General features: G+C 48.6%; 21 protein-coding genes. 9 read left to right on the forward strand and 12 right to left on the reverse strand.

Features of this window, described 5'->3' with window-relative positions:
• The first annotated feature begins 55 nt into the window (after positions 1-55).
• A complete protein-coding gene (gene fdhF / locus D8682_RS13840) occupies positions 56-2,203 on the forward strand; it encodes a formate dehydrogenase subunit alpha (RefSeq protein WP_083963226.1) in 2,148 nt (715 codons plus the stop codon).
• Positions 2,204-2,301: 98 nt separating this feature from the next.
• On the opposite strand, the gene D8682_RS13845 is transcribed toward fdhF, so the two are convergent.
• Both D8682_RS13845 and D8682_RS13850 read right to left on the reverse strand, forming a co-directional pair.
• Complete coding sequence (locus D8682_RS13845) at positions 2,302-3,237, reverse strand: Abi family protein (protein ID WP_162303019.1); 936 nt, start codon at positions 3,235-3,237, stop codon at positions 2,302-2,304.
• Between the two features lie 171 nt (positions 3,238-3,408).
• Positions 3,409-4,386: a helix-turn-helix transcriptional regulator gene (locus D8682_RS13850; protein ID WP_121814520.1), complete on the reverse strand. Its 978-nt coding sequence runs from the start codon at positions 4,384-4,386 to the stop codon at positions 3,409-3,411.
• 320 nt (positions 4,387-4,706) lie between these two features.
• Between D8682_RS13850 and acs the strand changes: the two genes are divergently transcribed.
• The 4 genes from acs (at position 4,707) to fic (ending at position 10,018) form a co-directional block, all read left to right on the forward strand.
• Positions 4,707-6,662 carry an acetate--CoA ligase gene (acs, locus tag D8682_RS13855; RefSeq protein ID WP_121814521.1) on the forward strand — a complete coding sequence of 652 codons (1,956 nt, stop codon included), beginning with the start codon at positions 4,707-4,709 and terminating at the stop codon, positions 6,660-6,662.
• Positions 6,663-6,805: 143 nt separating this feature from the next.
• Positions 6,806-7,120: a DUF485 domain-containing protein gene (locus tag D8682_RS13860; protein WP_064515424.1), complete on the forward strand. Its 315-nt coding sequence runs from the start codon at positions 6,806-6,808 to the stop codon at positions 7,118-7,120.
• Entirely contained in the window at positions 7,117-8,775 is a 1,659-nt protein-coding gene (gene actP, locus D8682_RS13865) for a cation/acetate symporter ActP (protein ID WP_064541152.1), read from the forward strand. Before D8682_RS13860 ends, actP begins: the two co-directional genes overlap by 4 nt.
• Before the next feature lie 166 nt (positions 8,776-8,941).
• Positions 8,942-10,018, forward strand: a complete 1,077-nt coding sequence (gene fic / locus D8682_RS13870) for a protein adenylyltransferase Fic (RefSeq protein WP_121814522.1) — start codon at positions 8,942-8,944, stop codon at positions 10,016-10,018.
• 240 nt (positions 10,019-10,258) lie between these two features.
• On the opposite strand, the gene D8682_RS13875 is transcribed toward fic, so the two are convergent.
• A complete protein-coding gene (locus D8682_RS13875; protein ID WP_121814523.1) occupies positions 10,259-11,815 on the reverse strand; it encodes a hypothetical protein in 1,557 nt (518 codons plus the stop codon).
• Between the two features lie 86 nt (positions 11,816-11,901).
• On the opposite strand from D8682_RS13875, the gene D8682_RS13880 reads away from it, so the two are divergent.
• Positions 11,902-13,194, forward strand: coding sequence for a Gfo/Idh/MocA family protein (locus D8682_RS13880; RefSeq protein ID WP_121814524.1), 1,293 nt, complete (start codon positions 11,902-11,904; stop codon positions 13,192-13,194).
• Between the two features lie 107 nt (positions 13,195-13,301).
• Here D8682_RS13880 and D8682_RS13885 read toward each other — a convergent pair whose 3' ends face one another.
• From D8682_RS13885 to D8682_RS13905, 5 genes are all read right to left on the reverse strand, one after another.
• Entirely contained in the window at positions 13,302-15,440 is a 2,139-nt protein-coding gene (locus tag D8682_RS13885) for a polysaccharide biosynthesis tyrosine autokinase (RefSeq protein ID WP_121814525.1), read from the reverse strand.
• Positions 15,441-15,459: 19 nt separating this feature from the next.
• Positions 15,460-15,894, reverse strand: a complete 435-nt coding sequence (locus tag D8682_RS13890; RefSeq protein ID WP_121814526.1) for a low molecular weight protein-tyrosine-phosphatase — start codon at positions 15,892-15,894, stop codon at positions 15,460-15,462.
• Positions 15,895-17,037 carry a polysaccharide export protein gene (locus tag D8682_RS13895; protein WP_064541169.1) on the reverse strand — a complete coding sequence of 381 codons (1,143 nt, stop codon included), beginning with the start codon at positions 17,035-17,037 and terminating at the stop codon, positions 15,895-15,897. It lies immediately after the preceding gene.
• 426 nt (positions 17,038-17,463) lie between these two features.
• Positions 17,464-18,153 carry an LrgB family protein gene (locus tag D8682_RS13900; RefSeq protein WP_064541172.1) on the reverse strand — a complete coding sequence of 230 codons (690 nt, stop codon included), beginning with the start codon at positions 18,151-18,153 and terminating at the stop codon, positions 17,464-17,466.
• Entirely contained in the window at positions 18,146-18,571 is a 426-nt protein-coding gene (locus D8682_RS13905; RefSeq protein WP_064541309.1) for a CidA/LrgA family protein, read from the reverse strand. The genes D8682_RS13900 and D8682_RS13905 overlap by 8 nt, the downstream gene beginning before the upstream one ends.
• Before the next feature lie 103 nt (positions 18,572-18,674).
• Here D8682_RS13905 and D8682_RS13910 point away from each other — a divergent pair, with 103 nt between their 5' ends.
• The gene (locus tag D8682_RS13910) at positions 18,675-19,556 is read left to right on the forward strand and encodes a LysR family transcriptional regulator (RefSeq protein ID WP_064541175.1); all 882 of its coding nucleotides are present in this window, start codon (positions 18,675-18,677) and stop codon (positions 19,554-19,556) included.
• Positions 19,557-19,746: 190 nt separating this feature from the next.
• Positions 19,747-20,427: a YopT-type cysteine protease domain-containing protein gene (locus tag D8682_RS13915; RefSeq protein WP_121814527.1), complete on the forward strand. Its 681-nt coding sequence runs from the start codon at positions 19,747-19,749 to the stop codon at positions 20,425-20,427.
• 45 nt (positions 20,428-20,472) lie between these two features.
• Here the strand turns inward: D8682_RS13915 and D8682_RS13920 are convergent, their stop codons facing one another.
• The 4 genes from D8682_RS13920 to soxR all read right to left on the reverse strand — a co-directional run bounded on the left by D8682_RS13920 (position 20,473) and on the right by soxR (position 25,523).
• Entirely contained in the window at positions 20,473-22,119 is a 1,647-nt protein-coding gene (locus D8682_RS13920) for a Na+/H+ antiporter (RefSeq protein ID WP_064541181.1), read from the reverse strand.
• Positions 22,120-22,378: 259 nt separating this feature from the next.
• Positions 22,379-23,728, reverse strand: coding sequence for an NCS2 family permease (locus tag D8682_RS13925; RefSeq protein WP_064541185.1), 1,350 nt, complete (start codon positions 23,726-23,728; stop codon positions 22,379-22,381).
• Between the two features lie 379 nt (positions 23,729-24,107).
• On the reverse strand, positions 24,108-24,770 hold the full coding sequence (locus D8682_RS13930; protein WP_121814528.1) for a glutathione S-transferase family protein: 663 nt from the start codon (positions 24,768-24,770) through the stop codon (positions 24,108-24,110).
• A gap of 297 nt (positions 24,771-25,067) precedes the next feature.
• Positions 25,068-25,523, reverse strand: coding sequence for a redox-sensitive transcriptional activator SoxR (gene soxR / locus D8682_RS13935; RefSeq protein ID WP_064541190.1), 456 nt, complete (start codon positions 25,521-25,523; stop codon positions 25,068-25,070).
• A 71-nt stretch (positions 25,524-25,594) separates the two neighbouring features.
• On the opposite strand from soxR, the gene soxS reads away from it, so the two are divergent.
• Positions 25,595-25,918: a superoxide response transcriptional regulator SoxS gene (soxS, locus tag D8682_RS13940; RefSeq protein ID WP_064541192.1), complete on the forward strand. Its 324-nt coding sequence runs from the start codon at positions 25,595-25,597 to the stop codon at positions 25,916-25,918.
• The last annotated feature ends 33 nt before the right edge of the window (positions 25,919-25,951 follow it).

Consider the following 25,951-nt stretch of genomic DNA (forward strand, 5'->3'; position numbering starts at 1 on the left):
CATAGATAATGCATAGAAAGTTGCAAGGTAAGCAATATTGACTGGAGCAACACTGATGAAAAAAGTCGTCACGGTTTGCCCCTATTGTGCCTCGGGTTGCAAAATCAATCTCGTGGTCGATAACGGCAAAGTCGTCAAGGCGGAAGCAGCTCAAGGTAAAACCAACCAGGGCGATCTTTGCCTGAAGGGTTACTACGGCTGGGATTTTATTAACGATACTAAAATCCTCACTCCGCGCCTCAAATCACCAATGATTCGTCGCCAGAAGGGCGGCAAACTCGAAAACGTTTCCTGGGATGAAGCACTGAACTACGTCAGTACTCGTCTGAGTGAAATCAAAGCGAAACACGGCTCCGATGCCATCATGACCACCGGTTCTTCCCGTGGTACTGGCAACGAAACCAACTATGTTATGCAAAAGTTTGCGCGCGCCGTTATTGGTACCAATAACGTTGACTGCTGCGCACGCGTCTGACACGGCCCATCGGTTGCAGGTCTGCACCAATCGGTCGGTAACGGCGCTATGAGCAACTCAATCGTCGAGATTGAGGATACCGATTTAGTGTTTGTGTTCGGGTATAACCCGGCAGATTCACACCCTATCGTTGCTAACCGTGTCATCCGCGCGAAGCAAAAAGGGGCGCAAATCATTGTGGTCGATCCGCGTAAAATTGAAACCGCGCGCATCGCTGACATGCATTTGCAGTTAAAAAATGGTTCTAACATCGCCCTGCTTAACGCAATCGGGCATGTGATTATCGAAGAAAATCTATATGACCAGTCCTTCGTGGCTTCGCGTACTGAAGGTTTCGACGAGTATCGCAAAATTGTTGCGGGCTACACGCCTGAGTCCGTTGAAGAAATTACCGGCGTGACCGCGGCGGAAATTCGCGGCGCAGCGCGTATGTATGCGAACGCAAAAACGGCCACCATTCTGTGGGGCATGGGTGTCACCCAGTTCTATCAGGGCGTGGAAACTGTGCGCTCGCTGACCAGCCTTGCGCTGATGACCGGTAACCTGGGTAAAGCGAATGTTGGCGTGAACCCGGTTCGCGGCCAGAACAACGTTCAGGGTGCTTGCGATATGGGCGCACTGCCGGATACCTATCCTGGCTACCAGTACGTGAAAGACGAAGTCAGCCGCGAGAAGTTCGCCAAAGCCTGGGGCGTGCCATCGCTACCGGCTCACACGGGCTATCGCATCAGTGAGATACCTCACCGTGTGGCACATGGCGAAGTTCGCGCAGCTTACATTATGGGTGAAGATCCGCTGCAAACGGATGCCGAGCTTTCGGCAGTTCGTCAGGCGTTTGCCGATATGGAACTGGTCATTGTGCAGGACATCTTCATGACCAAAACCGCGGCGGCGGCCGATGTAATTTTGCCGTCTACCTCGTGGGGCGAACATGAAGGCGTTTATACCGCCGCTGACCGTGGTTTCCAGCGCTTCTTTAAAGCTGTGGAGCCGAAGTGGGACCTGAAAACGGACTGGCAGATTATCAGTGAAATTGCCACCCGTATGGGCTACCAGATGCACTACAACAACACCCAGGAAATTTGGGATGAGTTGCGTGGTCTGTGCCCGGATTTCTACGGTGCCACTTACGAGAAAATGGGTGAACTGGGTTATATCCAGTGGCCTTGCCGCGATGTAGCTGAAAGCGACCAGGGAACCTCGTTCCTGTATGACGGTAAGTTTGACCGCGAAAACGGTCTGGGCGAGTTCTTCACTTGCGACTGGGCACCGCCAATCGACAAAGTCACCGAAGAGTACCCAATGGTACTTTCCACGGTGCGTGAAGTGGGCCACTACTCTTGCCGTTCAATGACCGGTAACTGTGCAGCCCTGGCAGCCCTGGCAGATGAACCAGGTTATGCGCAAATCCACATCGACGATGCCGCTCGTTTGGGCATTGAAGATGAAGCGCTGATTTGGGTCAATTCTCGCAAAGGTCGCGTCATCACCCGTGCGAATGTAAGCGAACGCCCTAATAAAGGCGCCGTTTATATGACGTATCAGTGGTGGATTGGTGCCTGTAACGAGCTGGTGACTGAAAACCTCAGCCCGATTACTAAAACGCCGGAGTACAAGTACTGTGCTGTGCGCGTCGAGCCGATTGCCGATCAGAAAGCTGCTGAACAGTATGTGATTGACGAGTACAACAAGCTAAAAGCCAGTTTGCGCGAAAGCGCGGCGGGTTAATAACTGACTGCACATGACACGGAAAGCACTAGCGATTCTTGCTGGTGCTTTTTAATTTTCGTACGTCATGTACCTCCAAAGAAGCGATGAAAGACTCTTCAGCGAATTTTATTTAATCCGAATACGTTATTTTTGTACTCCCAAATTACTGTTTCATTTTTCAGATCGGCAATCTGGCAATATTCATCCAGAAGAGAATGTTGAGCATCTGTCATCGTGCAATATGGCTTGGTATATCTATATATATTTAACTCATCCAGGGAGCAAACTCTACGGGCATTATCGAATAAACCAACCTTATACAAAATTGTCAGCAAACCTTTATCAAGAGAATTAACCAATCGCTCAATTTTGTTAATTTTCATTCTTATCGTATCAATTGCTGAACGAGCGTCACTCACATTGGGCGCTTTATTCCAAACAGGTTCATGATGGAATAATCGATTCCGGTACTCACGGAGTTCAAAGATAAGATCCCCAATCTCTTTTCTTGCGTACTTTGAGTTTGGTGTTATTGATGAATAGTTTCGAAATACCTTGCCAAGTGACTTAGGCCATAGATAATTGGCATTATCTTTTGGGGATAATGAACAAAAATCATTACTTAAAATAAAATGCCATGTACTAAAATCAGTAGCCGCTAAAATTTGATCATGTGTCCACTGATTTTGAATGAACGGGTCCAAAGGGCTTTTTCTACGCGCCTCTTTTTTTCGTCGCTCAATCTCAAGCGTTCTTTTAGCTTTATCAATATTCACCAGGAACTTCGGTAGCGTATCACCCTGAACATTCTTTCCTATTTGATCCCACCAATAGAGACCAAATCGAGCCTTTGCCTCTCTATCTATCGCATTACGCAATGAAATCTCAAGATTTTGTAATAAAGGATAAAGTGAAGCCGCCGCATGCTGTGCCCAGATATAAATTCCATAGAGTTCACTATCGTTGGTAGTTTTAAAAGTATTTTGGTAACCACATAATCTTGGGTTTGAAATCAAAGTGATGATTGATTCGTAATTCGTGGTTTGCGGCATCCTGCTCACTCCGATCTCTATCCAAGTAGTTGCAACATAGAAGTTGACACTCAGATGATGAGTGATTAACATCCTACGCAATTGCTTGTGCTGTCTACTTCCCCTCACGTAGGTTCTAGTTGCGCACAATCAGGCAACGCGATTCTCAGGCCCTACCTTTGGTGGGGTCTTTTAGTTTTGAGCACTTTTAACATCCTGACTCCGCTCTTCCCCAATACATAGCTCCGAGCAATCTAATTGAAACTCATCATATATCTCAAGCTTTTTCATAATTACAGGCAAAACCTGATGAATCATTCTCATTCCAACCAGTAGCTCATTCATATAAATATCGGGATGAATTCTATTTGAATTAAATCCAAGACTTTCTGCTTCCGCCTCAACGCCAAGTGTACTACTCGACTTATAAATCATGTCCATTAACTCAGCTCTTAACGGAACTCCTGCACGGAATGCTCTGTCCTTAACTATTGCTATCCAGCCTTCATATTCTTGGGTTACGCGGTATTTGAATTTTAAAAAATTTGGAGCCATTTTTGAACTTACTTCAATTTTAGATGCAGCTAATGACATAAGACATGGCTCTATATTTACTGCTACGGAGTCAGCAAGATCCATACTTTCATCATCCATAAACTCATCAATAAATGCCGAATAGAATCCATAGACGTCATTAAGAGAATTGAAAATCCGCTTAATCAGAGCCGAGTGAAAATTGTCTTCGACCAAATCCCAAAACTCTTCACTTTCTTTATCTATTTCTAGCTCTGGAGGGAAAGTTTTAGGTAACTTGACTCCCATTTCATGCAAAACCCTGAAAATATCCCAGCTAAGAAGCCCCTCTTCATCCATTAAAGGATCCGTGTTATATCCAGTTTCAGCACCTTCATGGGCTGTTTCTGCAAGATAGTGAATGAGTGCATCCCATTTATCAGCATTTTCAATAGAGCCAGCCCAAAGTACAAATTCGGGTTCTTTTTCTCCAATAGCGGTTAACTGACGGAATTTTTTCTCCATATCCATGGACATATGTTCACCTTTCTTCCATTTACTAATTTGAGTAGGTGATACTCCTAATTGAATTGCCAGTTGCTTCTGACTACAGGAGAGTGTGTTCATTGCGAGTTGTACTAAAGCTTCACTAACCATCTCATATCCTAATCAATTAAAATTTAGTAAATATTTCATAATTTTCAGTACACAGAAATTCTATGCCTAATAGAGTAAATGACTAGTTATATTTACTTTATTAACACTTTAGCGGCGATGAAATAAAAAGGACGAGAAATACCGATATTTCAGCACCAACCTTCGTTTTTGTCCCCCGCCTCACAGGATGTATTGATTAGATTTTCAACAATTTAATTAATGCGTGATCTGTCGCCCAAATAGTAAACAAAGCTCCCCAAGCCCCTACAATTAACGTTTGCTTGACATATTATTAACATCCTACAAGGAGAAAAAAAGCCATGAGCCAAATACATAAACACGCCATTCCCGCCAATATCGCGGACAATTGCCTGATAACACCGGAGCAGTACCAATCCATGTACCAACACTCGGTGCATGACCCCGACGCTTTTTGGGGCGAGCAAGGGAAGATCCTTGATTGGATCAAACCTTATAAAAAGGTGAAAAACACCTCTTTCGCACCTGGAAACGTGTCAATCAAATGGTATGAAGACGGCACGCTGAATCTGGCCGCCAACTGCCTGGATCGTCATCTTAAAGATCGTGGAGATCAGACCGCGATCATCTGGGAAGGCGACGACGCAACCCAGAGCAAAACCATTACCTATCGTGAACTGCATCGTGAAGTGTGCCGTTTTGCCAATACCCTGGTAGAACTCGGCATCAAGAAAGGCGATGTGGTGGCGATTTATATGCCGATGGTGCCGGAAGCCGCCGTTGCGATGCTGGCTTGCGCGCGTATTGGCGCGGTACATTCGGTGATTTTTGGTGGCTTCTCACCAGAAGCGGTCGCCGGGCGCATTATCGATTCCAGCTCTAAGCTGGTGATCACCGCCGACGAAGGCGTTCGTGCAGGACGCTCGATTCCCCTGAAGAAAAACGTTGATGAAGCGCTGAAAAACCCTGGCGTTAAAACTATTGAACACGTGATTGTGCTTAAACGTACTGGCGGGAATATTGAGTGGAAAGAAGGCCGCGACTTGTGGTGGAGCGAATTGGTTGAGAAAGCCAGCACCCACCACCAGCCCGTCGAAGTGAACGCCGAAGATCCGCTGTTTATCCTTTACACCTCCGGTTCAACAGGCAAGCCAAAAGGCGTGCTGCACACCACCGGCGGTTACCTGGTTTATGCCGCAACCACCTTTAAATATGTCTTTGATTACCATCAGGGCGACGTTTACTGGTGTACCGCCGACGTGGGTTGGGTCACCGGCCACAGTTATTTGCTGTACGGCCCACTGGCATGTGGTGCGATCACGCTGATGTTTGAAGGCGTGCCAAACTGGCCTGCACCAAACCGCATGGCACAAGTTGTTGATAAACATAAAGTGAATATTCTTTATACCGCGCCAACTGCGATTCGCGCCTTAATGGCCGAAGGTGACAAAGCGATTGAAAATACCGATCGTTCGTCGCTGCGCATTTTGGGTTCCGTGGGTGAACCTATCAACCCGGAAGCGTGGGAATGGTACTGGAAGAAAATTGGTAACGAGAAATGCCCGGTAGTCGACACCTGGTGGCAGACCGAAACCGGCGGTTTCATGATTACGCCACTGCCTGGTGCCACCGAGCTGAAAGCCGGTTCCGCGACTCGTCCATTCTTTGGCGTGCAACCGGCGCTGGTAGATAACGAAGGCAACCCGCAACAAGGTGCAACCGAAGGTAACCTGGTGATCACCGATTCATGGCCAGGCCAGGCGCGCACGCTGTTTGGCGACCACGAACGTTTCGAGCAGACCTATTTCTCGACCTTCAAAAACATGTATTTCAGCGGTGACGGCGCACGTCGCGACGAAGACGGTTACTACTGGATAACCGGACGTGTGGACGATGTGCTCAACGTTTCCGGTCACCGTCTGGGTACCGCAGAAATCGAGTCCGCGCTGGTGTCGCATCCAAAAGTGGCCGAAGCGGCAGTGGTCGGCATTCCACATAGCATTAAAGGCCAGGCGATTTATGCCTATGTGACGCTAAATCACGGCGAAGAGCCAACGCCTGAGTTGTACACCGAAGTGCGAAACTGGGTGCGTAAAGAGATTGGCCCACTTGCCACACCGGATATTTTGCACTGGACAGATTCACTACCGAAAACCCGCTCTGGCAAGATTATGCGTCGTATTTTGCGCAAAATCGCCGCCGGCGATACCAGCAACTTTGGTGATACTTCAACGCTTGCCGATCCGGGCGTTGTTGAGAAGTTACTGGAAGAAAAACAATCTATTACCATGCCTTAACTGCTCTTCCCCTCTCCTTTTTGGAGAGGGCCGGGGTGAGGGAGTTTCCATGGTGAAATGCCCTCATCCCAACCTTCTCCCCCAGGAGAAGGAGCCAAAACAAAACAATAAAAAACCCAACCCCTACTCTGGAGAGATCTGTGATGAGTGATCAACTTTATCAACGGATAGAAGACAGTGCGCATTTCAGGGAGTTAGTCGCTAAACGGCAACGGTTTGCCACCATTTTGTCCATCATCATGCTGGTGATTTATATCAGCTTTATCCTGCTCATTGCCTTCGCGCCTGGCTGGCTGGGCACACCTTTGCACGCAGGCACCACCGTCACCCGCGGCATTCCGATTGGGGTTGGCGTGATTCTGATTTCATTCTTCCTCACGGGCGTTTATGTCTGGCGGGCGAACGGTGAATTTGACCGTCTGAATAACGCTGTGCTGCGCGAGGTGAAGGTATCATGAAACGTCTTCTCGGCCTTGCTGCCGCACCGCTGTTAAGCCTGCCAGCCTCTGCGTTTGCCGCTGATGCTATTACGGGGGCTGTGCAACGCCAGCCTACCAACTGGCAGGCAATTATCATGTTCGTGATTTTCGTCGCCTTTACGTTGGGTATTACTTATTGGGCGTCAAAACGCACCCGCACGCGTAGCGATTATTACACGGCGGGCGGCAATATTACGGGCTTCCAGAATGGCCTGGCGATTGCGGGTGACTATATGTCTGCCGCTTCGTTCCTCGGTATTTCGGCACTGGTATTTACCTCCGGCTACGACGGCCTGATTTACTCATTGGGCTTTTTGGTCGGCTGGCCAATTATCCTGTTCCTGATTGCTGAACGCCTGCGTAACCTCGGTAAATATACCTTTGCTGACGTGGCTTCCTATCGCCTGAAGCAGGGGCCAATCCGTATTCTGTCGGCCTGCGGTTCTCTGGTGGTCGTCGCGTTATACCTGATTGCCCAAATGGTCGGCGCGGGTAAACTTATCCAGTTGCTGTTTGGCCTGAACTACCATGTTGCGGTGGTGCTGGTTGGCGTGTTGATGGTGATGTACGTGTTGTTCGGCGGCATGCTGGCAACCACCTGGGTGCAAATCATCAAAGCGGTGTTGTTGCTGTTCGGCGCAAGTTTCATGGCCTTTATGGTGATGAAACACGTGGGCTTCAGCTTCAACAATCTGTTTGCCGAAGCCATTGCCGTGCACCCGAAAGGTGTGGCGATTATGAGTCCTGGCGGGCTGGTGAAAGACCCAATATCAGCGCTGTCGCTGGGATTAGGTTTGATGTTTGGTACCGCCGGTTTGCCACACATTTTGATGCGTTTCTTCACCGTGAGCGATGCCCGCGAAGCGCGTAAAAGCGTGCTGTTTGCCACCGGCTTTATGGGTTATTTCTACATCCTGACCTTTATCATCGGCTTTGGCGCCATCATGTTGGTGGGGGCAAACCCTGCCTTTAAAGATGCGGCTGGCGCATTGATTGGTGGTAACAACATGGCTGCGGTTCACCTGGCTAACGCCGTCGGTGGCAGCTTGTTCTTAGGCTTTATCTCGGCGGTTGCCTTCGCCACCATTCTTGCAGTGGTAGCAGGTTTAACGCTGGCAGGCGCGTCTGCGGTTTCGCATGACCTTTACGCTAACGTATTCCGTAAAGGTGCGTCTGAACGTGATGAGCTGAGAGTGTCGAAAATCACCGTTCTGGTGTTGGGCGTGGTGGCAATCTTGTTGGGGATTTTGTTCGAGAAACAAAACATCGCCTTCATGGTCGGACTTGCATTCTCGATTGCCGCGAGCTGTAACTTCCCCATTATTCTGCTGTCGATGTACTGGTCAAAACTGACCACGCGTGGCGCGATGATTGGCGGCTGGCTCGGCCTGATTACGGCGGTGCTGTTGATGATCCTCGGCCCAACCGTTTGGGTGCAGGTTCTGGGTCACGCAACGGCCATCTTCCCGTACGAATACCCGGCACTGTTCTCGATTCTGGTGGCGTTTGTGGGTATCTGGGTGTTCTCAGCCACTGATAACAGCCCGGAAGGCAATCTCGAACGTGAGAAATTCCGTGCTCAGTTCATCCGTTCCCAGACCGGGATTGGTATTGAACAAGGCCGTGCGCACTAATTAGCGTTATCCTTTCCCGGCTCGTTTGAGCCGGGCTATGTTTATGGCATCGACACACTTTCGGAATATGTCGATGAAATCATATTTTTTAAACATATTGCCGTGATATGTTTATCGTATCGACATATCGCCGTGACATGTCGATAAAATAGGATTTTTTAAACATATGAATTGGACAGCGGATAAGCCTTACAATCAACTTCCTCTCTTGCCACCAGATATTGAAAATATCGAAACTCGGAATGTGCTTAAGGCCTGCATCAATGCCAGGGCAGCACTAGCTGAACTGAAAACCGCTGGAGAATTACTTCCTGATCAAGGATTGCTGATCAACCTGCTACCTATGCTGGAAGCAAAAGACTCCTCGCGCATTGAAAACATCGTGACGACCAGCGATCAACTTTTCCAGTTTGTTAACCGCGCTGAACACGCCGACCCGGCGACCAAAGAAGCGTTGCGCTACCGCACTGCGCTTTATGAAGGCGTTAACCACCTGATAACCCATCCGCTATGTGCCAATACAGCAGTAGAAATTTGTACGACGTTACGAGCGATTGATACCGATATACGCAAAACGCCTGGCACTGTGCTGCGTGACCAGCATATGAATATTGTCTATACCCCACCAGAAGGCGAGGCTGCAATACGCGATCTGCTGAGCAACTGGGAAAACTTCATTCACGCGCAGGATGAGCTAGACCCACTGGTTAAAATGGCTATTTTGCATTACCAGTTTGAATGCATTCACCCATTCCCGGACGGAAACGGGCGTACAGGCCGCATAGTGAATATCCTGTATTTAATCCAGAGCGGTTTATTATCATTGCCGATTCTCTACCTTTCTCGTTTCATTCTTGAGCGACGTAACGATTATTACTCCTTGCTGCGTAACGTAACTGCTGAGGGGAATTGGGAGCCATGGATTCTCTTTATTTTGGAGGCAGTCGAAAACACCGCTAACTGGACGACAAAGAAAATTGCCGTCGTTCGAGAGCTAATCGAAACAACAACAGCCTGGATTCGCGAAAAACTTCCAAAAATCTATTCATGGGAACTGGTACAAGTGTTATTTGCACAACCGTACTGCCGAATTGAAAACCTGGTCGATGGCGGAATAGCAAAGCGCCAAACGGCATCTGTCTATCTCAAACAACTAGTAGATATTGGCGTACTGGAAGAAGTCACGGCAGGGCGCGAGCGGTTGTATTTGAATACACGTTTGTTGCGAGAACTGAATGATTGAGTCTGCTCGATATCGGGGAATTAAGAATACTTCCCCATGTAAATAATCTCTTGCCGATCGACTTCGCATTTCCCCCCGCTCAATACAGCATTGCTCACAGTTTCCCGCCGCCTATACGTGATATGTGTCACAGAGAATTTCTCGATTTTGCGAGACAGATCGCGAGTTTTGCCATTGTTAGCTTAAGCTCCGTGTTGCCCACCTGTTCCCGCACGACAACCCTTCCCCGCCTACTTATGATTATCCCAACAAGCTCACAGCGAATCCGCGTAACCGTTCGGCATTGAGCAGTAATGAAACATAGTGCGGGCTGCCTGAGGGCGGCGAATCCGCCCAGCGTTCAAGCGTATCGGCAAAACGCAGTAACGTTTCGCGATGCTGAGCGGCGGTTTTCGCCACCAGAGTACTGCCGCCATAATGCTCACTGATTTGCATATCGCTGACCGCGAAGGCGACATGCGAAAAGAGTTGGCCGTACATATCGGCGTTGAGCCAGGCGGCATCGAGGCGCTCCAGCGTGTCGTTGTGGCAGGTGATGCGCAGTTCACGCAGTTGCTGTACGGCGGAGCTTGCAAGGAACCGGGCGCTCTGTTTTTCCAGTTCAATCAACTGGCGCTGTTCAGCACCGAGCGCCGGGTCATCGGTCGGGAAAAGTGGCTGAAACGCCTGCGCCCAGTTGGCGCTGCGAACATCGGTATGCAGCAGTTGTTGCGCCTGAGCATAACTTTCCGGGATTTGGCTTTGGTAGTGCATACGCCGCCCAAGCAGATTCGGCGTTTTGCATAGCCAGTCGTAGCTTGAGGTGTACAAATCGCTGAAACGCTGGCGATCACGCTTGCTGCGGAAAGCGAGTTTTTGATGCTCAATCCAGCTGTCGATAACCGAAGAAGGTGCGGTGTTATTCGCGGCACTCAGGCCGAAAAGATTGATGCCATTGGCGGAATCCATCGTCAGTCCGTCAGACAGCCACTGCCATGAAACGCGCGCGGTAATGGTTTCGATATTGTGGTCGGCGAGGCTGGTCGCCCAGCTCAGGCGTCCCTGGATTTCATCGGCCAGATAACACGGCAGAACAGTCCAGCCGTAGCCAATGCCCCAGAGATCGTATTCGATCCATTTTTTACGCCCGCTGAGCGCAACAATATTCGGATGGTTAGCAAAACCTGGATGGTAATCCAGTTCCGTGGCTTTAATCGAGGCGCGAACATCATCCGGCAGGCCAGATAACACGCGGGAAAGTTGCTGGCGTGGCCAACTGGTATCAATGAAATCGCGCAGGATGAGCTTTTTGCCCTGAGCGCGTAACAGACTCCAGACGTGATGCAGGCTTTGTTGCCAGCCGTCGGTCTGAAATTGTGGGGTGGTCAGGCTTAATATCACGCCGCTGAGATGCGGTAATAACGGCAATAAGCGGGTCAGGCTCGACGAATAAAACTGTTGCCAGAAATCGGGCGTGCTGCGCTCATCAAATGCAAACTCCGGGAATTTACGTCTGATGATGTCATCGGTCGGCGCGGCTTCGCCTTGCAGCCAGAAGCTGAGATTAAATTCCTGCAAATAAGCACTGACCTTTTTTAAATATTGCAGGGCGTTATTTTGCTGATGAATCAGATTTTCAACGTCGAAGCGGTGACTGAGGGGTGACGGTGTCGCCAGCAGCGAAAGCAGCTCCTGCTGATGAAGAATAATGCCGGTAAAACCATGAACTTTGGCGGCGTTGACACAGGAAACCAACCACGGCCAGTGCCAAATAAACGGGCTGTTTAACTCCATTAATTGATGCGGAACCAGTTTCATAAGCATTACCGGAAATAAAACCAGGCAGGAATTGTAGGGTGGATAAGCGCGAGCGTCATCTACCACTTATTTAAATTGAGGACATTATGAAAAAATATGCGTTGGTAGGAACGGGCGGTCGCGCCGGGTTGTATATCGAAGCGATCGGCGGTAAATGGAAAGACAATGCGCAACTGGTGGCATTTTGCGATACCAATCAGACCCGTATGAATTACGCTAACAAGCTTCTGACCAACACCGGTGCGGCACCCGCGTCGACCTGGAAAGCCGCAGATTTTGAAACCATGATCCGCGAGACACGCCCGGATATCGTCATTGTCACCACCATGGACCGTACGCATGATGATTACATCGTGCGCGCGCTGCACGCCGGTTGTGATGTGATTACCGAAAAACCGATGACCATTGATGAACAGCGTGCCCTGCGTATTCTGGATGCTATTGAGCAAACCGGCCGCGAAGTGCGCGTCGCTTTCAATTATCGTTATGCACCGCACCACAGCAAAATCCGTGAGTTACTGATGGAAGAAACCATTGGCGAGGTGTTTTCAGTACATTTCGAATGGTTGCTCAACACGGAGCATGGCGCAGATTACTTCCGTCGCTGGCACCGTGAAAAACGTAACAGCGGCGGCCTGCTGGTGCATAAATCGACCCATCACTTTGACCTGATGAACTTCTGGCTGGGCAGTTATCCGGAACGGGTGTATGCGGAAGGCGGTTTGCGTTTTTATGGCAAAGAGAATGCCGAAAAGCGTGGTGTTTCGCAGTTTTATCCACGCGCAAATGGTTTTGCTGCCGCGAAAGATGATCCGTTTGCACTGCACATGGAAGAAAATGCGCAGCTCAAAGCGCTGTATCTGGATGCGGAGCACGAAGATAACTACTTCCGCGATCAGAGCGTATTCAGCGAGGGTATTAACATCGAAGATACGCTGTCAGTGATGGTGAAATACCAAAACCAGGTGCAGATGACTTATTCGCTGAATGCGTATTTGCCATGGGAAGGGTTGAATGTGGTGTTCAACGGCAGCCGTGGGCGGCTGGAAATGAAACTGGTGGAGATGTCTTACGTCAACGCCGGTGGCAAGCGTGAAAATGAAGGCAGTCTGGAAAGCTGTGATATCACCGTGTTCCCGATGTTTGCCGCACCTTATAAAGCCGATTTCACTGTTGGTGCGGGTGGCCACGGCGGTGGCGATAACGCGATGCTGGCGGATTTGTTTGGCGAACCGGGCCATGATCCACTGCAACGCGCCGCCGATCACCATGACGGAGCGATGTCGATTTTGACCGGGATTGCCGGGAATATTTCGATGCAGCAGCAACGACCAGTGGCGTTTAAAGAGTTTGAGTTGGTTTCACGGTTGAAACGCTAGTTTTTAACTTTTCTGCGGGGATGAGGGCGATGTATCAGATTGAAACAACCCTCACCCCAGCCCTCTCCCTGTGGGAGAGGGGGTCGCCACGCTATCTTCTTCGCCCGCTAAACACTTTGGGAATAGTATGGATATTCGTATGTCGAAATGGCCCCTTTTTGCACTCCGTTAAACACCACGTAATCCAGTTCAACATGACATTTTTTAAAGCGGTTTATTGCCGTAACCAACTCTTTCACAGTGTTAATTTTATAGCGCAGAACAAGCAGTGACAGGCCAATATGTTGAGCCGCTATAGCCGCATCAGTGATGGACAATATCGGCGGTGTATCGACGATCACGTAGTCATATTCACGCTGCGCCCATTGCATTAACTGCGCAAAGTTATCGTGCATTAAAAGCTCGGAGGACAACACCGCTCCCGCTCCACGGGAGATAAAATCGAGGCCTGATTGAGTCGAAGGCTGGACCGCATCTTTAAACTCAATGTTATTCTGTAAAATCTCGCTCAGACCATATTGTTCTTTAAGTCCAAGCATTTCATGCAGATAGCCAAGCCGCATATCAGCATCAATGAGTAAAATGCGTTTCCCGGTATCCGCCATTACAGCGGCCAGGTTACCGCATATAAATGTTTTTCCAGCACCCGGTGTCGCACCAGAAATCAGGAAGCTATTTTTATCAGCCTGTTTAAGTGCGATAAAAATAGCCGTTCGCAAACTGCGCATTGCCTCAATAGCCAGGTCATCAGGATGTTCCCGGGCCAGCCAAAAATCTTTGCGTATAGGTTTGGTTTTAAATTTTCGGAAGGTTTGGCTTTGTGGCCGTTTACTCCACGGAACTGAGGCCAGAACCTCCACGCCATAATTTTCAATAGATTGAGTGTCTTCCAGAAGACGGCGGAATAGGGATGCAATTAAGCAATATCCGCTGGAAAAAATGAACCCGAGAAAAGCGCCTAATACCGCACTCACTCCTTTTAATTTACCGACCGGCTTCGGGTCGCTAATAGCTTCATCAACTATCCTGATGTTCGCAACAGTACTGGCTTTTGCAATGCCGAACTCATGCTGCTTTGCCAGCAACTGCATATAAATTTCCTGCCCGGCTTCTACATCACGCTTAATGCTCAATATTTCCTGCTGTTTTTTTGGCATTGTCGAAATTGCCTGAGAGAGGGCGACTTTCTCTTCATTAATCAGCGCTTCCTTTTCCAGCAAGGCACGATAAATTGGGTGGCTTTTGGTGTACCGTTTCGAAAGCTCAGCCTTCGCCAGTTGTAATTCATTTTGCTGTGATTGAATGGTAACCGATGATTCCAGAACCGCTTTCGCTTCCAGAGGGAGATCAATAGATCCATTTTCTTGCTTAAAAACATTGAGTTGCTTGTCAGCCCGGTTAAGACTTTCCTGTGCGACGGGGAGTAATTTGTTCACGAAATCAAGGCTTTTGGATGCCTCCTCAGCCCGTTGCGTCATATTGTCTTCTCTGAAATTCAGGCTGATATTGTTGAGGATTTGCGTAATCTTTTGTTTATTGTCTCCAGTAAGTGAGACATGGATCAGCCCGCTCGTTTTATTCAATTCTTCAGCTGTCAGGCGTTTGAGTAAATCCTGTATCACCGTAAATTTTGAGTAGATGGTGAGAGTAAATTTAGTTCCTGCTGGCGCAGTGATGTTTGCCACATTAATGATAAAACCACTTTGATTTAGGGTTTGATTGACCTTTCCTAAAAAAACACCGTTCTCTCCCAGATTAAGCTGGTAGCTGTCGGGGGAAAGCACTGTCAGCTCCCAATCCATATCTTCACTTTCCGGCGGGACGCTGAACGTTGGGACAATAATGGTGGGAGATTTTTTACTGGAAAATGCAGCCAGGAAATCGCCAATATAAGGGAGACGTTTCTCACGAACAACAAGCTGTAAACCCATTTCCTCAATTGTCATACTGAGAACCCGTCGGGATTTGAGGATACCCATTTCTGTTGCCGAGGAAGGTTCGTCATTGCCCAGTGGGCTCATCAATTTACTGATAAGGTTATTTTTAGGGTTTTTATCTAATTGAATTAATACGCTGGCAATATAGGTTGGCTGTTTCGTCGCCGTATATAAAAAAGTCAGCACAGCAAAAAGCACCGTAGTAATAATTATTTTATACTTATGAGAGAAAAGCATTAGTACAATCTGAATGAGATCAATTTCATCCACATTATCTCTATCAGAAGAATGTTCTTTATTCATTTTCATAGTTATTATTCAGTCCATTTTAAAATAGTAATACTTTTTTCCATGCTGTTGTCGCATCCATCATCCTCTGAAAAGTCATTCGATAGAGTTCATGACTTTTCCTGTAAGGGTCAGGAATATCAGCTCTTCCATTCCAGTGAGTTAATAGATGGCATTTACCACTGAGTTGTGGGTATTGGTGATTAATAACTTCCGCTTGCTTCGTTTCCATCACCAAAATGAGATCATACTCAAGACCTTTTTCAGGAGTGAATCTCTTCGAACGATGGTCAGTAAGAACAATACCTTTTTCTTCCGCAAGCTCTATCATTACGCTATCTGCCAGCATTCCTTTACTGGCATTTAACCCCGCCGAATGGACAGTAATGCGCGGAAGTAATTGAGCCAATAGCCGTTCAGCAACCGGTGAACGGCAAAGATTTCCCGTACAAATGACCAGGATGGAGGTAATCATTTATTTACCCCAATTATGAATAAAGTTAGCAGACTCAGTAATTTCTTTGACTCCACTAATGGTTGGGATTAACTGACTAATGACGCGATTCCAACGTGCAATGGGTGCGCTAGTGACATAAACAATGTCGTAGGGTTCTAACTGAAAGCTGGTGCCCATCACAAGAGCGCTGGCATCGGAGGCATCCAGTTGGTAAATATTGGCAATTTTATGGTCAGATTGATTATTGCTTTGGGCGCGAATGACGAAAATACCTGTCGCATCTGAAGTCATTTGATTAATGCCTTCTGCTCGTCCCAGCGCTTCTGTCAGCGTCATGCCGCTACTGTCCATTTTAAGCATGGTTTGTTTATTGACTTCACCCATCACAAAAACTTTCAGCTCGTCATTGCGTGGGACATAAAGAATATCTCCGGCGAGTAATAACCTGTTTTGCGTCAGGTCTCCTGATTTCAACAATGCTTTTAGCGAGATCATTTCTTTTTGACCTGCCCGGCTTAATACCGCGTGATTCCAGTCAGCAAACTCGGTTAACCCACCGGCGTTATTGAGTGCATCGATAATTGTCAGAGGAACATTGGTAATCGCTTGTTGCCCGGAATTTGTAACTTCACCGGTAATATAGGCTTTTTGAGATCGAAAATTGGCGACGCTAACATCAACCTGCGGGGATTCAATCCACGGTGCGAGTTTTTCCGTTAACGTTTGACGCACATCTTCTAATGTTTTTCCATCGACATGAATTTTCCCCGCATAGGGATAAAAAATCGTCCCATTAGCTTGTACCCAGTTCCCTGTGTCACTGGCGCTACGATATTGCCCGGCAGGGGTCGTTAATTCCGGATGATCCCAGACTGTCACCATCAGTATATCGCCCACACCAATCCGGTAATGGTATTGCTGAATGAGCTTCTCAAGTTCGGGGTTGGCCTGGGCAGTGATTTTTGGCGTCAGCAGCGAAGAGGTAAGCTTTGGCGATATCGGGTAAATATTCACCAATGAGTTGATATCTACCGCAGTGCCGTGCTCTTTAACCATGTTTTTACTGGAAACATCCAGATGAGTGCCAGGAATTATCGTGCAGCCACTCATGAGGGAAAGCAGTGAAAAAATCACTGGTTTAATTAATATTATTTTTTTCATTATATCCACAACAAAGGGAATAGGCATATGACTAACTAAACGACAAAACTTAAATGACATCTAATTACCTTAGATGCCATAAAAATATTCAGTCCGCACACTCATGAATAAACATTAAGACCTGCACTGTCAACATGCCATTTATTAATGATATATTAAACTTTATTAATAACCCGTGACAGTAGTGCCCGATTAATACTTCTGCAGAAGAAATTATTTCCCTACGCGTCAGAAAAAAATAAACAAGAGAATTATCTTTGCTGAGTTAATAGCCAAATAAAATAACGATAAGCAACATGATATTGCATTAGATTGAGAAAGAACTGATGGGGATAACGTTCATACCGCCCTCACCCCGACCCTCTCCCTGAGGGAGAGGGAGGAAAGAGGTAATGCCCTCTCCCTTAAGCAAAGTGGGGAAAGTGTTTAAAACATCAGCCAACCGACCAAAGGTGCGATCAACACCATCACTACGCCGGAAAACATCATCACCAGGCTTGCTACCACGCCTTCCTGCGGACCCAATTCATAGGAGCGAGCGGTACCTGCGCCATGTGACGCTGCACCAAAACCAGCCCCCTTTGCCATTCCTTCACGAATAGCAAGGCGTAAAAACAACACGTCTCCCACAGCCATACCAAATACGCCTGTCACCACCACAAATAACGCCACCAGTTCTGGTTGCCCGCCAAGCGGTTTGGCAGCGGCTAATGCAAAAGGCGTGGTAATCGAGCGCACAGCCAGGCTGCGCTGAATTTCGTCGGAAAGGGTAAATAAGCGTGCCAGCCAGACTGAACTAGTGACAGCCACCACCGTTGCGGTGATAACGCCGGCTGTGAGTGACATCCAGTGGCGTTTAATCACCCTGAGATTGTCATAAACCGGCACCGCAAAAGCGATGGTCGCCGGGCCAAGTAGCCACAATAGCCAGTGCGCTTCACCCATGTAATTTTGATAGGAGATGTGGCCAAAAATGAGCATCGCCACCAGCAGTAATGGCGTTAATACCAGCGGCATTAATGGCAACTTTCGGAAACGGCGATAGAGTTTTTTATTCGCAAAATAGAGCCCGAGCGTGATAACCAGACACAGCATGCTTAGCTGGAAATTATTCACCGCGTGCCTGCCTGCGGGCTTCTCGCGCCAGTTCAAAACGATAGACTTTATCCACCACCAGCGCAGTAGTACCGAGTACCAGCGTGGTGCTGATAGCAATCACCAGGAAAATGCGCCAGCCGTCGACCATTAGTAGTTCGGCGTAATTCACCACCGCGACCACGGCGGGGACGAAGAACAACAACATTTCAGCCAGCAACCAGCGAGAACCTGCCCGTACCCATTTCAGGGGCACCACGCGAAAAACGATTAACGCCAGCAGTAACAGCATTCCTACCAGGTTCGCAGGCAGCGGCAAATGCCACCATTCCACCAACTGTTGGGCAAAAATAAATAATCCCGCGTATAGCGCCACTTGTACTGGCACCTGAATACGGCGAAAAAAAACTGGCGTAAATTCACGTAACGCCACGGCCATGAGAGCCACACTCCAAAAAAAGATCAGGTGGCGATTATAGTTAGCCAACTCCATTGAAAGAAATGAATTAAAATCATCAGAGGTATAGTCAACGGGAATAGTTATGGACATCAGGACACTGCGTTATTTTGTTGAGGTGGTTCGCCAGCAAAGTTTTACCCGCGCTGCCCAGAAGATGTTCGTCACTCAGCCGACCATCAGTAAAATGCTGCGCAATCTCGAAGATGAACTGGGCTGCACGCTGCTGATTCGCGATGGCCGCAAGCTGTTACTCACCGACACCGGTGAGGTAGTTTATCAGCACGGTTTGGCAATTTTGGCGGAGTTTCGCCAGTTGGAAGCCGAACTTGGTGATATTAATCATCTCAATAAAGGTGTACTGCGCCTTGGTATTCCCCCGATGGTCGGCATGTTGATGGCAGGGCCAATTAGCCTGTACCGCCAGCGCTACCCTGGCGTCGAGCTGAAGATTTCCGAATTCGGGGGTTTGACGGTGCAACAGGCGGTGCTTAATGGCGAGCTGGATTTAGCCATGACCGCGTTACCCGTTGATGACGAACATACCTTTTCCACGCTGCCGTTGATCCAGAATCCGCTGTGCGTTCTGGTGCCACGATCTGGCCCGTGGACGACGCGCACCAGCATCGACCCTATTGAACTTGCCGCGCATCCGCTGCTTATCTACAACGAAGATTTCGCCCTGAGCCGCCAGCTCATTCAGCTGTTTCAGGAGCATGGATTTACGCCGCGTATCGCGGTGCGTAGCGGGCAATGGGATTTCCTTGCCGCGATGGTACAAGCGGGTGTTGGAATTGCGATTTTGCCAGAAACGATTTGCCAGAAGCTGGATAAAAACACCTTGATGTGGCTGCCGTTAAACAGCGATTTGACGTGGCAACTGGCGATGATTTGGCGTGAAGGGGTTTATATTTCGCAAAGTGCGCAGGCGTGGATTGCGTGTTGTAAGGAGTTTTGGCCGGTTTAGAACAGAGTAAATAGCATCAATTATTTACGGATATAAAATCCAATGTGGATTATATGTCCGTAGTTATATTGTTACAAGAAAGCTCTGATATAGAGATTTTATTGATCCACCTTAAGAAATCGATATTTCAATTACGTAACATCGGCCAAAACACTGAATGACTACAATTCATCGTATAAAAGGAATTAACATGAGAAGTGCTTCCATACAACTGATCTCCCGGACTGGTGGAAAGTATAACCACTATAGTCAAAATGATTATATCGTGAAAAATAAATGGGGACATGCGGACCCCTCTAAAAGACAGGGAGCATGGATTGGTAATAATCATGACAGTAAAGGCTACGTGACTGAATATGGTGTAGAAGGCGGAGTTTGTCTGGGACTGGCGGGAACATACCTGATGGCGGGTAAAAACTGGGAGACATTCAAGCCGTATATCGCAGGCGAAAGGGGGAAAGGCTTAGTCCGTGGCATCGTGAATTACCAGGAGCAATTAAGCAAAATTGGCAACATGGCGGCGATGAAAACGGTACTTCATACTATTCTCAAGAATAATAATGTGAATTTTATTAATGAGAATAGAGTCTCCCCAACAAATACTGCTGAAGAAATCAGCACTGGAATATTAAATAATATAGAACAAGGGTTTGGTTATCATTTGTCTATTAAAAGAGCTGGGGGTGGACACTCATTAGCAATACGCCAGGAACAGGGCAAAATAAAATTGTTTGACCCTAATTATGGAGAAGTAACTTACCCTTATGAACAAGGGCGTTGTGAGGGAATGGCTACATTTCTGACGCATCTCTTTTCTCAATATTATAATAAGTACTTTCTTATCTCGATTGAGCGCTATGCCTTAAATTAACGCTCTTCATCCTCTCCCCCTGCTGAGGGAGAGGAACCGGGAAGATTATTGCTGCTCGACCAATAGCGCTTCGAGCAAATCGAGATCGTGCAGCAGCTTCATTAAAGTGTCGTTGCTGATTTTCTGCGTCGCGCGTAAATGATAAAGCTCGGCGCGTTCAGAACGTAACGCGGCCAGACGGAAGCGGCGCTCAAGGTTCTCTTCAAGCTCGCTACTTTCCATATCATTTCGCCCATCAGCACGGCGGCGCAAGTTCCCTATCACGCGTGAGCTCACCTCTTTGAGCAGCTGATCGTCAATGTTCTCGTTGACGTCAGATTGCAGGCGTTCTTCCATTTTCTCAATGGCGGTGATCGCCACTTCAGCCGTGGCGGCACGGGCAATACGCTCTTCCTGGCGCGCCATCGATTTGTCTGGGACTTCGACATTGCGCAGCAGAATCGGCAGCATGATCACCCCGACTAACAGCGAGAATAAAATCACCCCAGCCGACAAGAAAATAAGCTCATAACGTGCCGGGAATGGCGTGCCATTACCGAGTAACAGCGGGATGGAAAGCACACCAGCAAGCGTAATTGCCCCGCGTACACCGGCGAACGAAGCAATACACAGCTCGCGCGTGGAAAAGGAACCGAACTCCAGCGGGCGTTTTTTCATAAAGCGCAAGCTGAGGCGTTTCATGGTCCACAGCCACAAGAAACGTAAGCCGATGAGGGCAAAATAGATAAGCCCGATGTCAACAAATAGCATCCACAATTCGACGTTCGGATCGGCGTTTGCGGCAGCAATCGACGTTTTCATGATGTCTGGTAATTGCAGGCCCAGCAGCAAGAACACCATGCCGTTGAACACAAACTCGAGCATCGCCCAGACGCTATTGGCACGCAGGCGCATCGCCAGTGGAGCACTGCGCAACACACCAGAACGGGTGATCGTCATACCGGCGGCCACGGCGGCCAGGATGCCGGAAACGCCAATGTGTTCAGCAATCAGGTAAGAAGCAAACGGCAGCAATAACAGCAGCAGGATTTGCGTGGCGGGTTCGTCACCGCTCCAGCGGCTCATCAGGCGCAGTGATTTTCCGTACAGCCAACTGACGGCAATCCCCGCCAGCAGGCCGCCAATCGCCACTTTGAAGAACTCGAAGGTCGCTCCGCCGACGCTAAAGACCATCGACCCAACCGCCACCGCGACGGCCATTTTTAACGATACCAGGCCGGATGCGTCGTTCATCAGCGCTTCGCCCTGCAATATCCCCATAATTTTCTTAGGAATGCGCCCTTCTCCGACGATACCGGAAAGCGCCACGGCATCGGTCGGTGAAAGCACCGCCGCCAGAGCAAATGCCGGAAGTAGCGGAATGCCTGGCACCAGGTAGTAAATCAGGAAGCCAATGCCGACCACAGTGACCAGCACCAGAACCAGCGCCAGGCCAATGATTTCCCTCCCGTGACGAAGAAATTCGTTGGTCGGTGTTTTCCAGCCATCGGCAAACAGCAATGGCGGAATAAACAGCACCAGAAAGAGTTCCGGATTGAAATCAACATGCAAACCGAAGTGAGGCCAGGCAAGCACGGCACCTATCGCAATTTGCATTAACGGAAGCGGGATCTGGAACGGCAGCATACGTGTAGCCACACCAGAGAGCGAAACCACAAGGGTCATGATGAGAATAGTAAAGAAGATTTCCATGCTTTCCTTAGTCGCAGTGTTTTGTAAAACCCTTTTTGCAGGATGTTGTTATACCCAATAGTAAAACAACTTTTTACACAGGAAGGAAACAGGAAAAGATTTGATTGGTTTTGAAAGGAGTATTCAGAGTTTTTGCTCTAAATAATTCGAGTTGCAGGTAGGCGGCAAGAGAGCGAATCCCCAGGAGCTTACTAAAGTAAGTGACTGGGGTTCGCGAGTGCAGCCAACAACCCTGCAGCTTGAAGTATGACGAGTAAAATTAAATTGCCCAACCGCCGGCATAGAATGCGACTAAGGCGATTGCGATAGCCACGGTACCGATGTTCAGCTTGCGCCATTCACCAGAAACAACGCGGCCAATGACCAGCGATGCAAAGCCAATCATGATGCCGGTAACGATGTTACAGGTCAGCACGATGAATACCGCAGTGATCAGGCCAGCCATGGCATCAACGAAATCAGCGAAGTCGATTTTTGCCACGTTGCTCAGCATCAGCAGACCCACATACATCAGCGCCGGAGCGGTGGCGTAAGCAGGAACCAGATAAGAGAGCGGAGAAAGGAACAGAATCAGCAGGAACAGCACGCCGACGGTGATGGCTGTCAGACCGGTTTTACCGCCCGCCGCAGTACCTGCCGCAGACTCGATGTAAACGGCCGCTGGCGCTGCACCCACCAGGCCTGAGAACACGGAGCTCAGGGAATCGGTAGTCAGTGCTTTACCGCCATCAATGATTTGACCGTCTTTATCCAGCAGATTTGCCTGGCCCGCGACAGCACGGATGGTGCCGGTTGCATCGAATACCGCCGTCATCACCAACGCCAGAACGCTCGGTAACACCACTGGATTCAGCGCGCCCATAATATCTAGGCTACCAATCAGTGAATTGCCCGCTTCATCTTTCAGCGATGGCATCGCGAAGATGCCAGAGAAATGCACGGTTGGATCGAAAATCAGGCCAAAAATAGAAATACCGATGATGGTCAGCAGAATGCCGCCAGGGACTTTCAGCTTTTCCAAACCGATGATGACCGCCAGGCCAATCAAAGACATGATGACCGGGAAGCTGGCGAAATGGCCCAGCGCAACGGGCAAGCCATCCAGCGGGTTTTTGATAACCAGGCCGACACCGTTTGCCGCAATCAGCAGCAGGAACAAGCCGATACCAATACCCGTGCCATGCGCAACACCCATCGGTAAGTTACGCAAAATCCAGCTACGAATGCCGGTTGCAGAGATGATAGTAAACAGCACACCCATCAGGAAAACAGCACCCAGAGCAACAGGCACACTGATGTGTTGACCTAATACCAGGCTAAATGCGGTAAAGGCAGTCAGTGAAATAGCGCAACCAATGGCCAGCGGCAGGTTTGCCCACAGGCCCATCACCAAAGAGCCAACACCGGCGACCAGGCAAGTTGCCACAAAGACCGCCGCAGGAGGGAAACCTGCTTTACCGAGCATGCCCGGCACGACGATCACGGAGTACACCATCGCGAGGAAAGTGGTTAAACCCGCCACCACTTCCTGACGAACGGTACTGCCACGTGCAGATATTTTGAACCAGGCATCGAGACCGCCGGTTGCACGCGGAGAATGATTAGACATAGTGAAAAATCCCCTGAGATTTTTATGATTACGTTGGTATGCGTGGTTGGCAGACCGCTGCCAATTAAACGTTCAAATTCTTAAAGAATACGAATTGATCCCTGTGCTGCGTTTGCGACAAAAAAGGGGCGTCACAAAAAAAGCAAACGTTTAACTCCGCGCATACAAACTGAGCGTCAAAATTAAGGCAAACGATTATCCGGCCTTCTTACATGGATTTTCAACCGAACTTTGCCGCTTTTTGCGGAAAAAAGCGTTAGCAGGCGAAATTATCGCCACCTCATGCGCAAACGTTATCGTCAATGCGCAATTTAGCAACAATGATGCAAGATACTGGTTATATATTTTCCTGACTCATAGGATTTTTCGATAGAAGGAATTAAGGGATGTCGAACGGCCCACCTTGCTGAATTGCTCTCTGCCAGGCAGGGCGCATTTGCACTTTACTGTGCCAATTCTGCAGATTCGGTAAATCGTTGATGCCGCCGCGAGAGAGCAGCGCGATAACCGGGAAACTCATCTGTATATCTGCCGCACTAAACGCCTGACCTGCAAACCACGGATTTTTTTGTAGCGAATCTTCGAGATAACGCGCATGGGTCATAATCTGTTTATTCAGATAGGCCTTTTGCACACCTTGCCCCAGTAGATTACCAACCGGACGCAGTAACCACGGAACAGGCTCTTTTCCCAGGCTGCCGAAAACCAGTTTCATCATTAGCAATGGCATTAACGATCCTTCGGCGTAATGCAGCCAAAAGCGATAACGCAGTTTTTCCTGGCTGGAAATCGGTTTGAAGCGGCTTTCTAAATCGTAGGTTTCTTGCAGATATTCAATGATTGCCCCTGACTCGGCGAGAATATTGCCGTTATCTTCCACCACTGGCGACTTCCCTAACGGGTGCACAGATTTTAATGACTCAGGTGCCAGCATGGTCGGTTCGCGCTGATAGCGAACAATCTGGTACGGCACTTGCAGTTCTTCAAGCATCCATAAAATACGCTGCGAGCGGGAGTTATTGAGGTGATGGACGATAAGCATGAGTCAACCTTCTGTTTAACAAGATGAGTTAACTATAGGTAAATGAGCAAAAAGTGAAGTATTAGAACTGTACAAAAAAGATGCAAATCACCTTGAAACCTGGCCGAAGGGATCTACAATTAAGTTGTCAGCGCAATCCGGAACCTCCTGAGAATGTGTGATTGAGGGACGCTGATGTCGGGGGAAACCCTCCTTGCGAAAAGCGGGATAGATCGAAAGACAAAGACCGGGAACAAACTAAAGCGCCGAAGTTGGGCGCTTTAGTTTTGCCTGCCATTCCATCGCTTCACGCCAGTGTTAATCCTCAAGAAGACGCGCGCCCGTCCCCTGCTCACCGAGTTTATCGCCAGGATTGCGCAATGGACAATCGGCACCCGATAAACAGCCGCAACCGATGCAGCCATCCAGTTCATCCCGCAATGCGGTTAATGTATGAATGCGCCGCTCCAGCTCTTCACGCCATTGTGACGACATCTTTTTCCAGTCGTTTTTATTAATTTTATGCCCATCAGGCAGCACACCAAATTCTTCACCAATCGTCGCCAGTGGAATACCAATGCGCTGGGCAATCTTAATAATCGCCACGTTTCGCAGCACATCACGCGTGTAGCGCCGTTGGTTGCCGCTATTTCGTACGCTTTTGATTAATCCTTTGCTCTCATAGAAGTGCAACGCAGACACGGCGACGCCGCTACGCTTCGCCACTTCTCCCGGACTCAGTAATGATTTAAAGCGCGGTGATTTCTTTTCCATTTTGCTCTTTACCTCAAGTTAACTTGAGGAATTATACTCGCTGCCAACAAATCCGGCTATGGGGATGGTTTATGGCACACCAGGATATTATTCAAACATTGACTGAATGGATTGACGATCACATTGATCAGCCGCTGAGCATTGACGCTGTGGCAAAAAAATCTGGTTATTCAAAATGGTATCTACAAAGGATGTTCCGTACCGTGAAACGCCAGACGTTGGGTGAATACATTCGTCAGCGCCGACTACTGATGGCGGCGAAAGAGTTACGCAACACTCAGCGCCCGATTTTCGATATCGCGATGGATTACGGTTACGTGTCTCAGCAGACTTTTTCACGCGTTTTCCGCCGTGAGTTTGACCGCACACCAACCGACTATCGCCATCACGCCTGACGCTGTCCGCTAAATATTTTTACCTGAGTTCAT

The organism is Buttiauxella sp. 3AFRM03 (assembly GCF_003675305.1).
Classification (GTDB): Bacteria; Pseudomonadota; Gammaproteobacteria; order Enterobacterales; family Enterobacteriaceae; genus Buttiauxella; species Buttiauxella ferragutiae.

Excerpts from the sequence above, each read along its gene's own strand:
- D8682_RS13845 (WP_162303019.1), bottom strand. The coding sequence starts at position 3,237 with ATGCCGCAAACCACGAATTACGAATCAATCATCACTTTGATTTCAAAC.
- D8682_RS13850 (WP_121814520.1), bottom strand. The coding sequence starts at position 4,386 with ATGGTTAGTGAAGCTTTAGTACAACTCGCAATGAACACACTCTCCTGT.
- acs (WP_121814521.1), top strand. The coding sequence starts at position 4,707 with ATGAGCCAAATACATAAACACGCCATTCCCGCCAATATCGCGGACAAT.
- D8682_RS13860 (WP_064515424.1), top strand. The coding sequence starts at position 6,806 with ATGAGTGATCAACTTTATCAACGGATAGAAGACAGTGCGCATTTCAGG.
- actP (WP_064541152.1), top strand. The coding sequence starts at position 7,117 with ATGAAACGTCTTCTCGGCCTTGCTGCCGCACCGCTGTTAAGCCTGCCA.
- fic (WP_121814522.1), top strand. The coding sequence starts at position 8,942 with ATGAATTGGACAGCGGATAAGCCTTACAATCAACTTCCTCTCTTGCCA.
- D8682_RS13875 (WP_121814523.1), bottom strand. The coding sequence starts at position 11,815 with ATGAAACTGGTTCCGCATCAATTAATGGAGTTAAACAGCCCGTTTATT.
- D8682_RS13880 (WP_121814524.1), top strand. The coding sequence starts at position 11,902 with ATGAAAAAATATGCGTTGGTAGGAACGGGCGGTCGCGCCGGGTTGTAT.
- D8682_RS13885 (WP_121814525.1), bottom strand. The coding sequence starts at position 15,440 with ATGAAAATGAATAAAGAACATTCTTCTGATAGAGATAATGTGGATGAA.
- D8682_RS13890 (WP_121814526.1), bottom strand. The coding sequence starts at position 15,894 with ATGATTACCTCCATCCTGGTCATTTGTACGGGAAATCTTTGCCGTTCA.
- D8682_RS13895 (WP_064541169.1), bottom strand. The coding sequence starts at position 17,037 with ATGAAAAAAATAATATTAATTAAACCAGTGATTTTTTCACTGCTTTCC.
- D8682_RS13905 (WP_064541309.1), bottom strand. The coding sequence starts at position 18,571 with ATGGCCGTGGCGTTACGTGAATTTACGCCAGTTTTTTTTCGCCGTATT.
- D8682_RS13910 (WP_064541175.1), top strand. The coding sequence starts at position 18,675 with ATGGACATCAGGACACTGCGTTATTTTGTTGAGGTGGTTCGCCAGCAA.
- D8682_RS13915 (WP_121814527.1), top strand. The coding sequence starts at position 19,747 with ATGAGAAGTGCTTCCATACAACTGATCTCCCGGACTGGTGGAAAGTAT.
- D8682_RS13920 (WP_064541181.1), bottom strand. The coding sequence starts at position 22,119 with ATGGAAATCTTCTTTACTATTCTCATCATGACCCTTGTGGTTTCGCTC.
- D8682_RS13925 (WP_064541185.1), bottom strand. The coding sequence starts at position 23,728 with ATGTCTAATCATTCTCCGCGTGCAACCGGCGGTCTCGATGCCTGGTTC.
- D8682_RS13930 (WP_121814528.1), bottom strand. The coding sequence starts at position 24,770 with ATGCTTATCGTCCATCACCTCAATAACTCCCGCTCGCAGCGTATTTTA.
- soxR (WP_064541190.1), bottom strand. The coding sequence starts at position 25,523 with ATGGAAAAGAAATCACCGCGCTTTAAATCATTACTGAGTCCGGGAGAA.
- soxS (WP_064541192.1), top strand. The coding sequence starts at position 25,595 with ATGGCACACCAGGATATTATTCAAACATTGACTGAATGGATTGACGAT.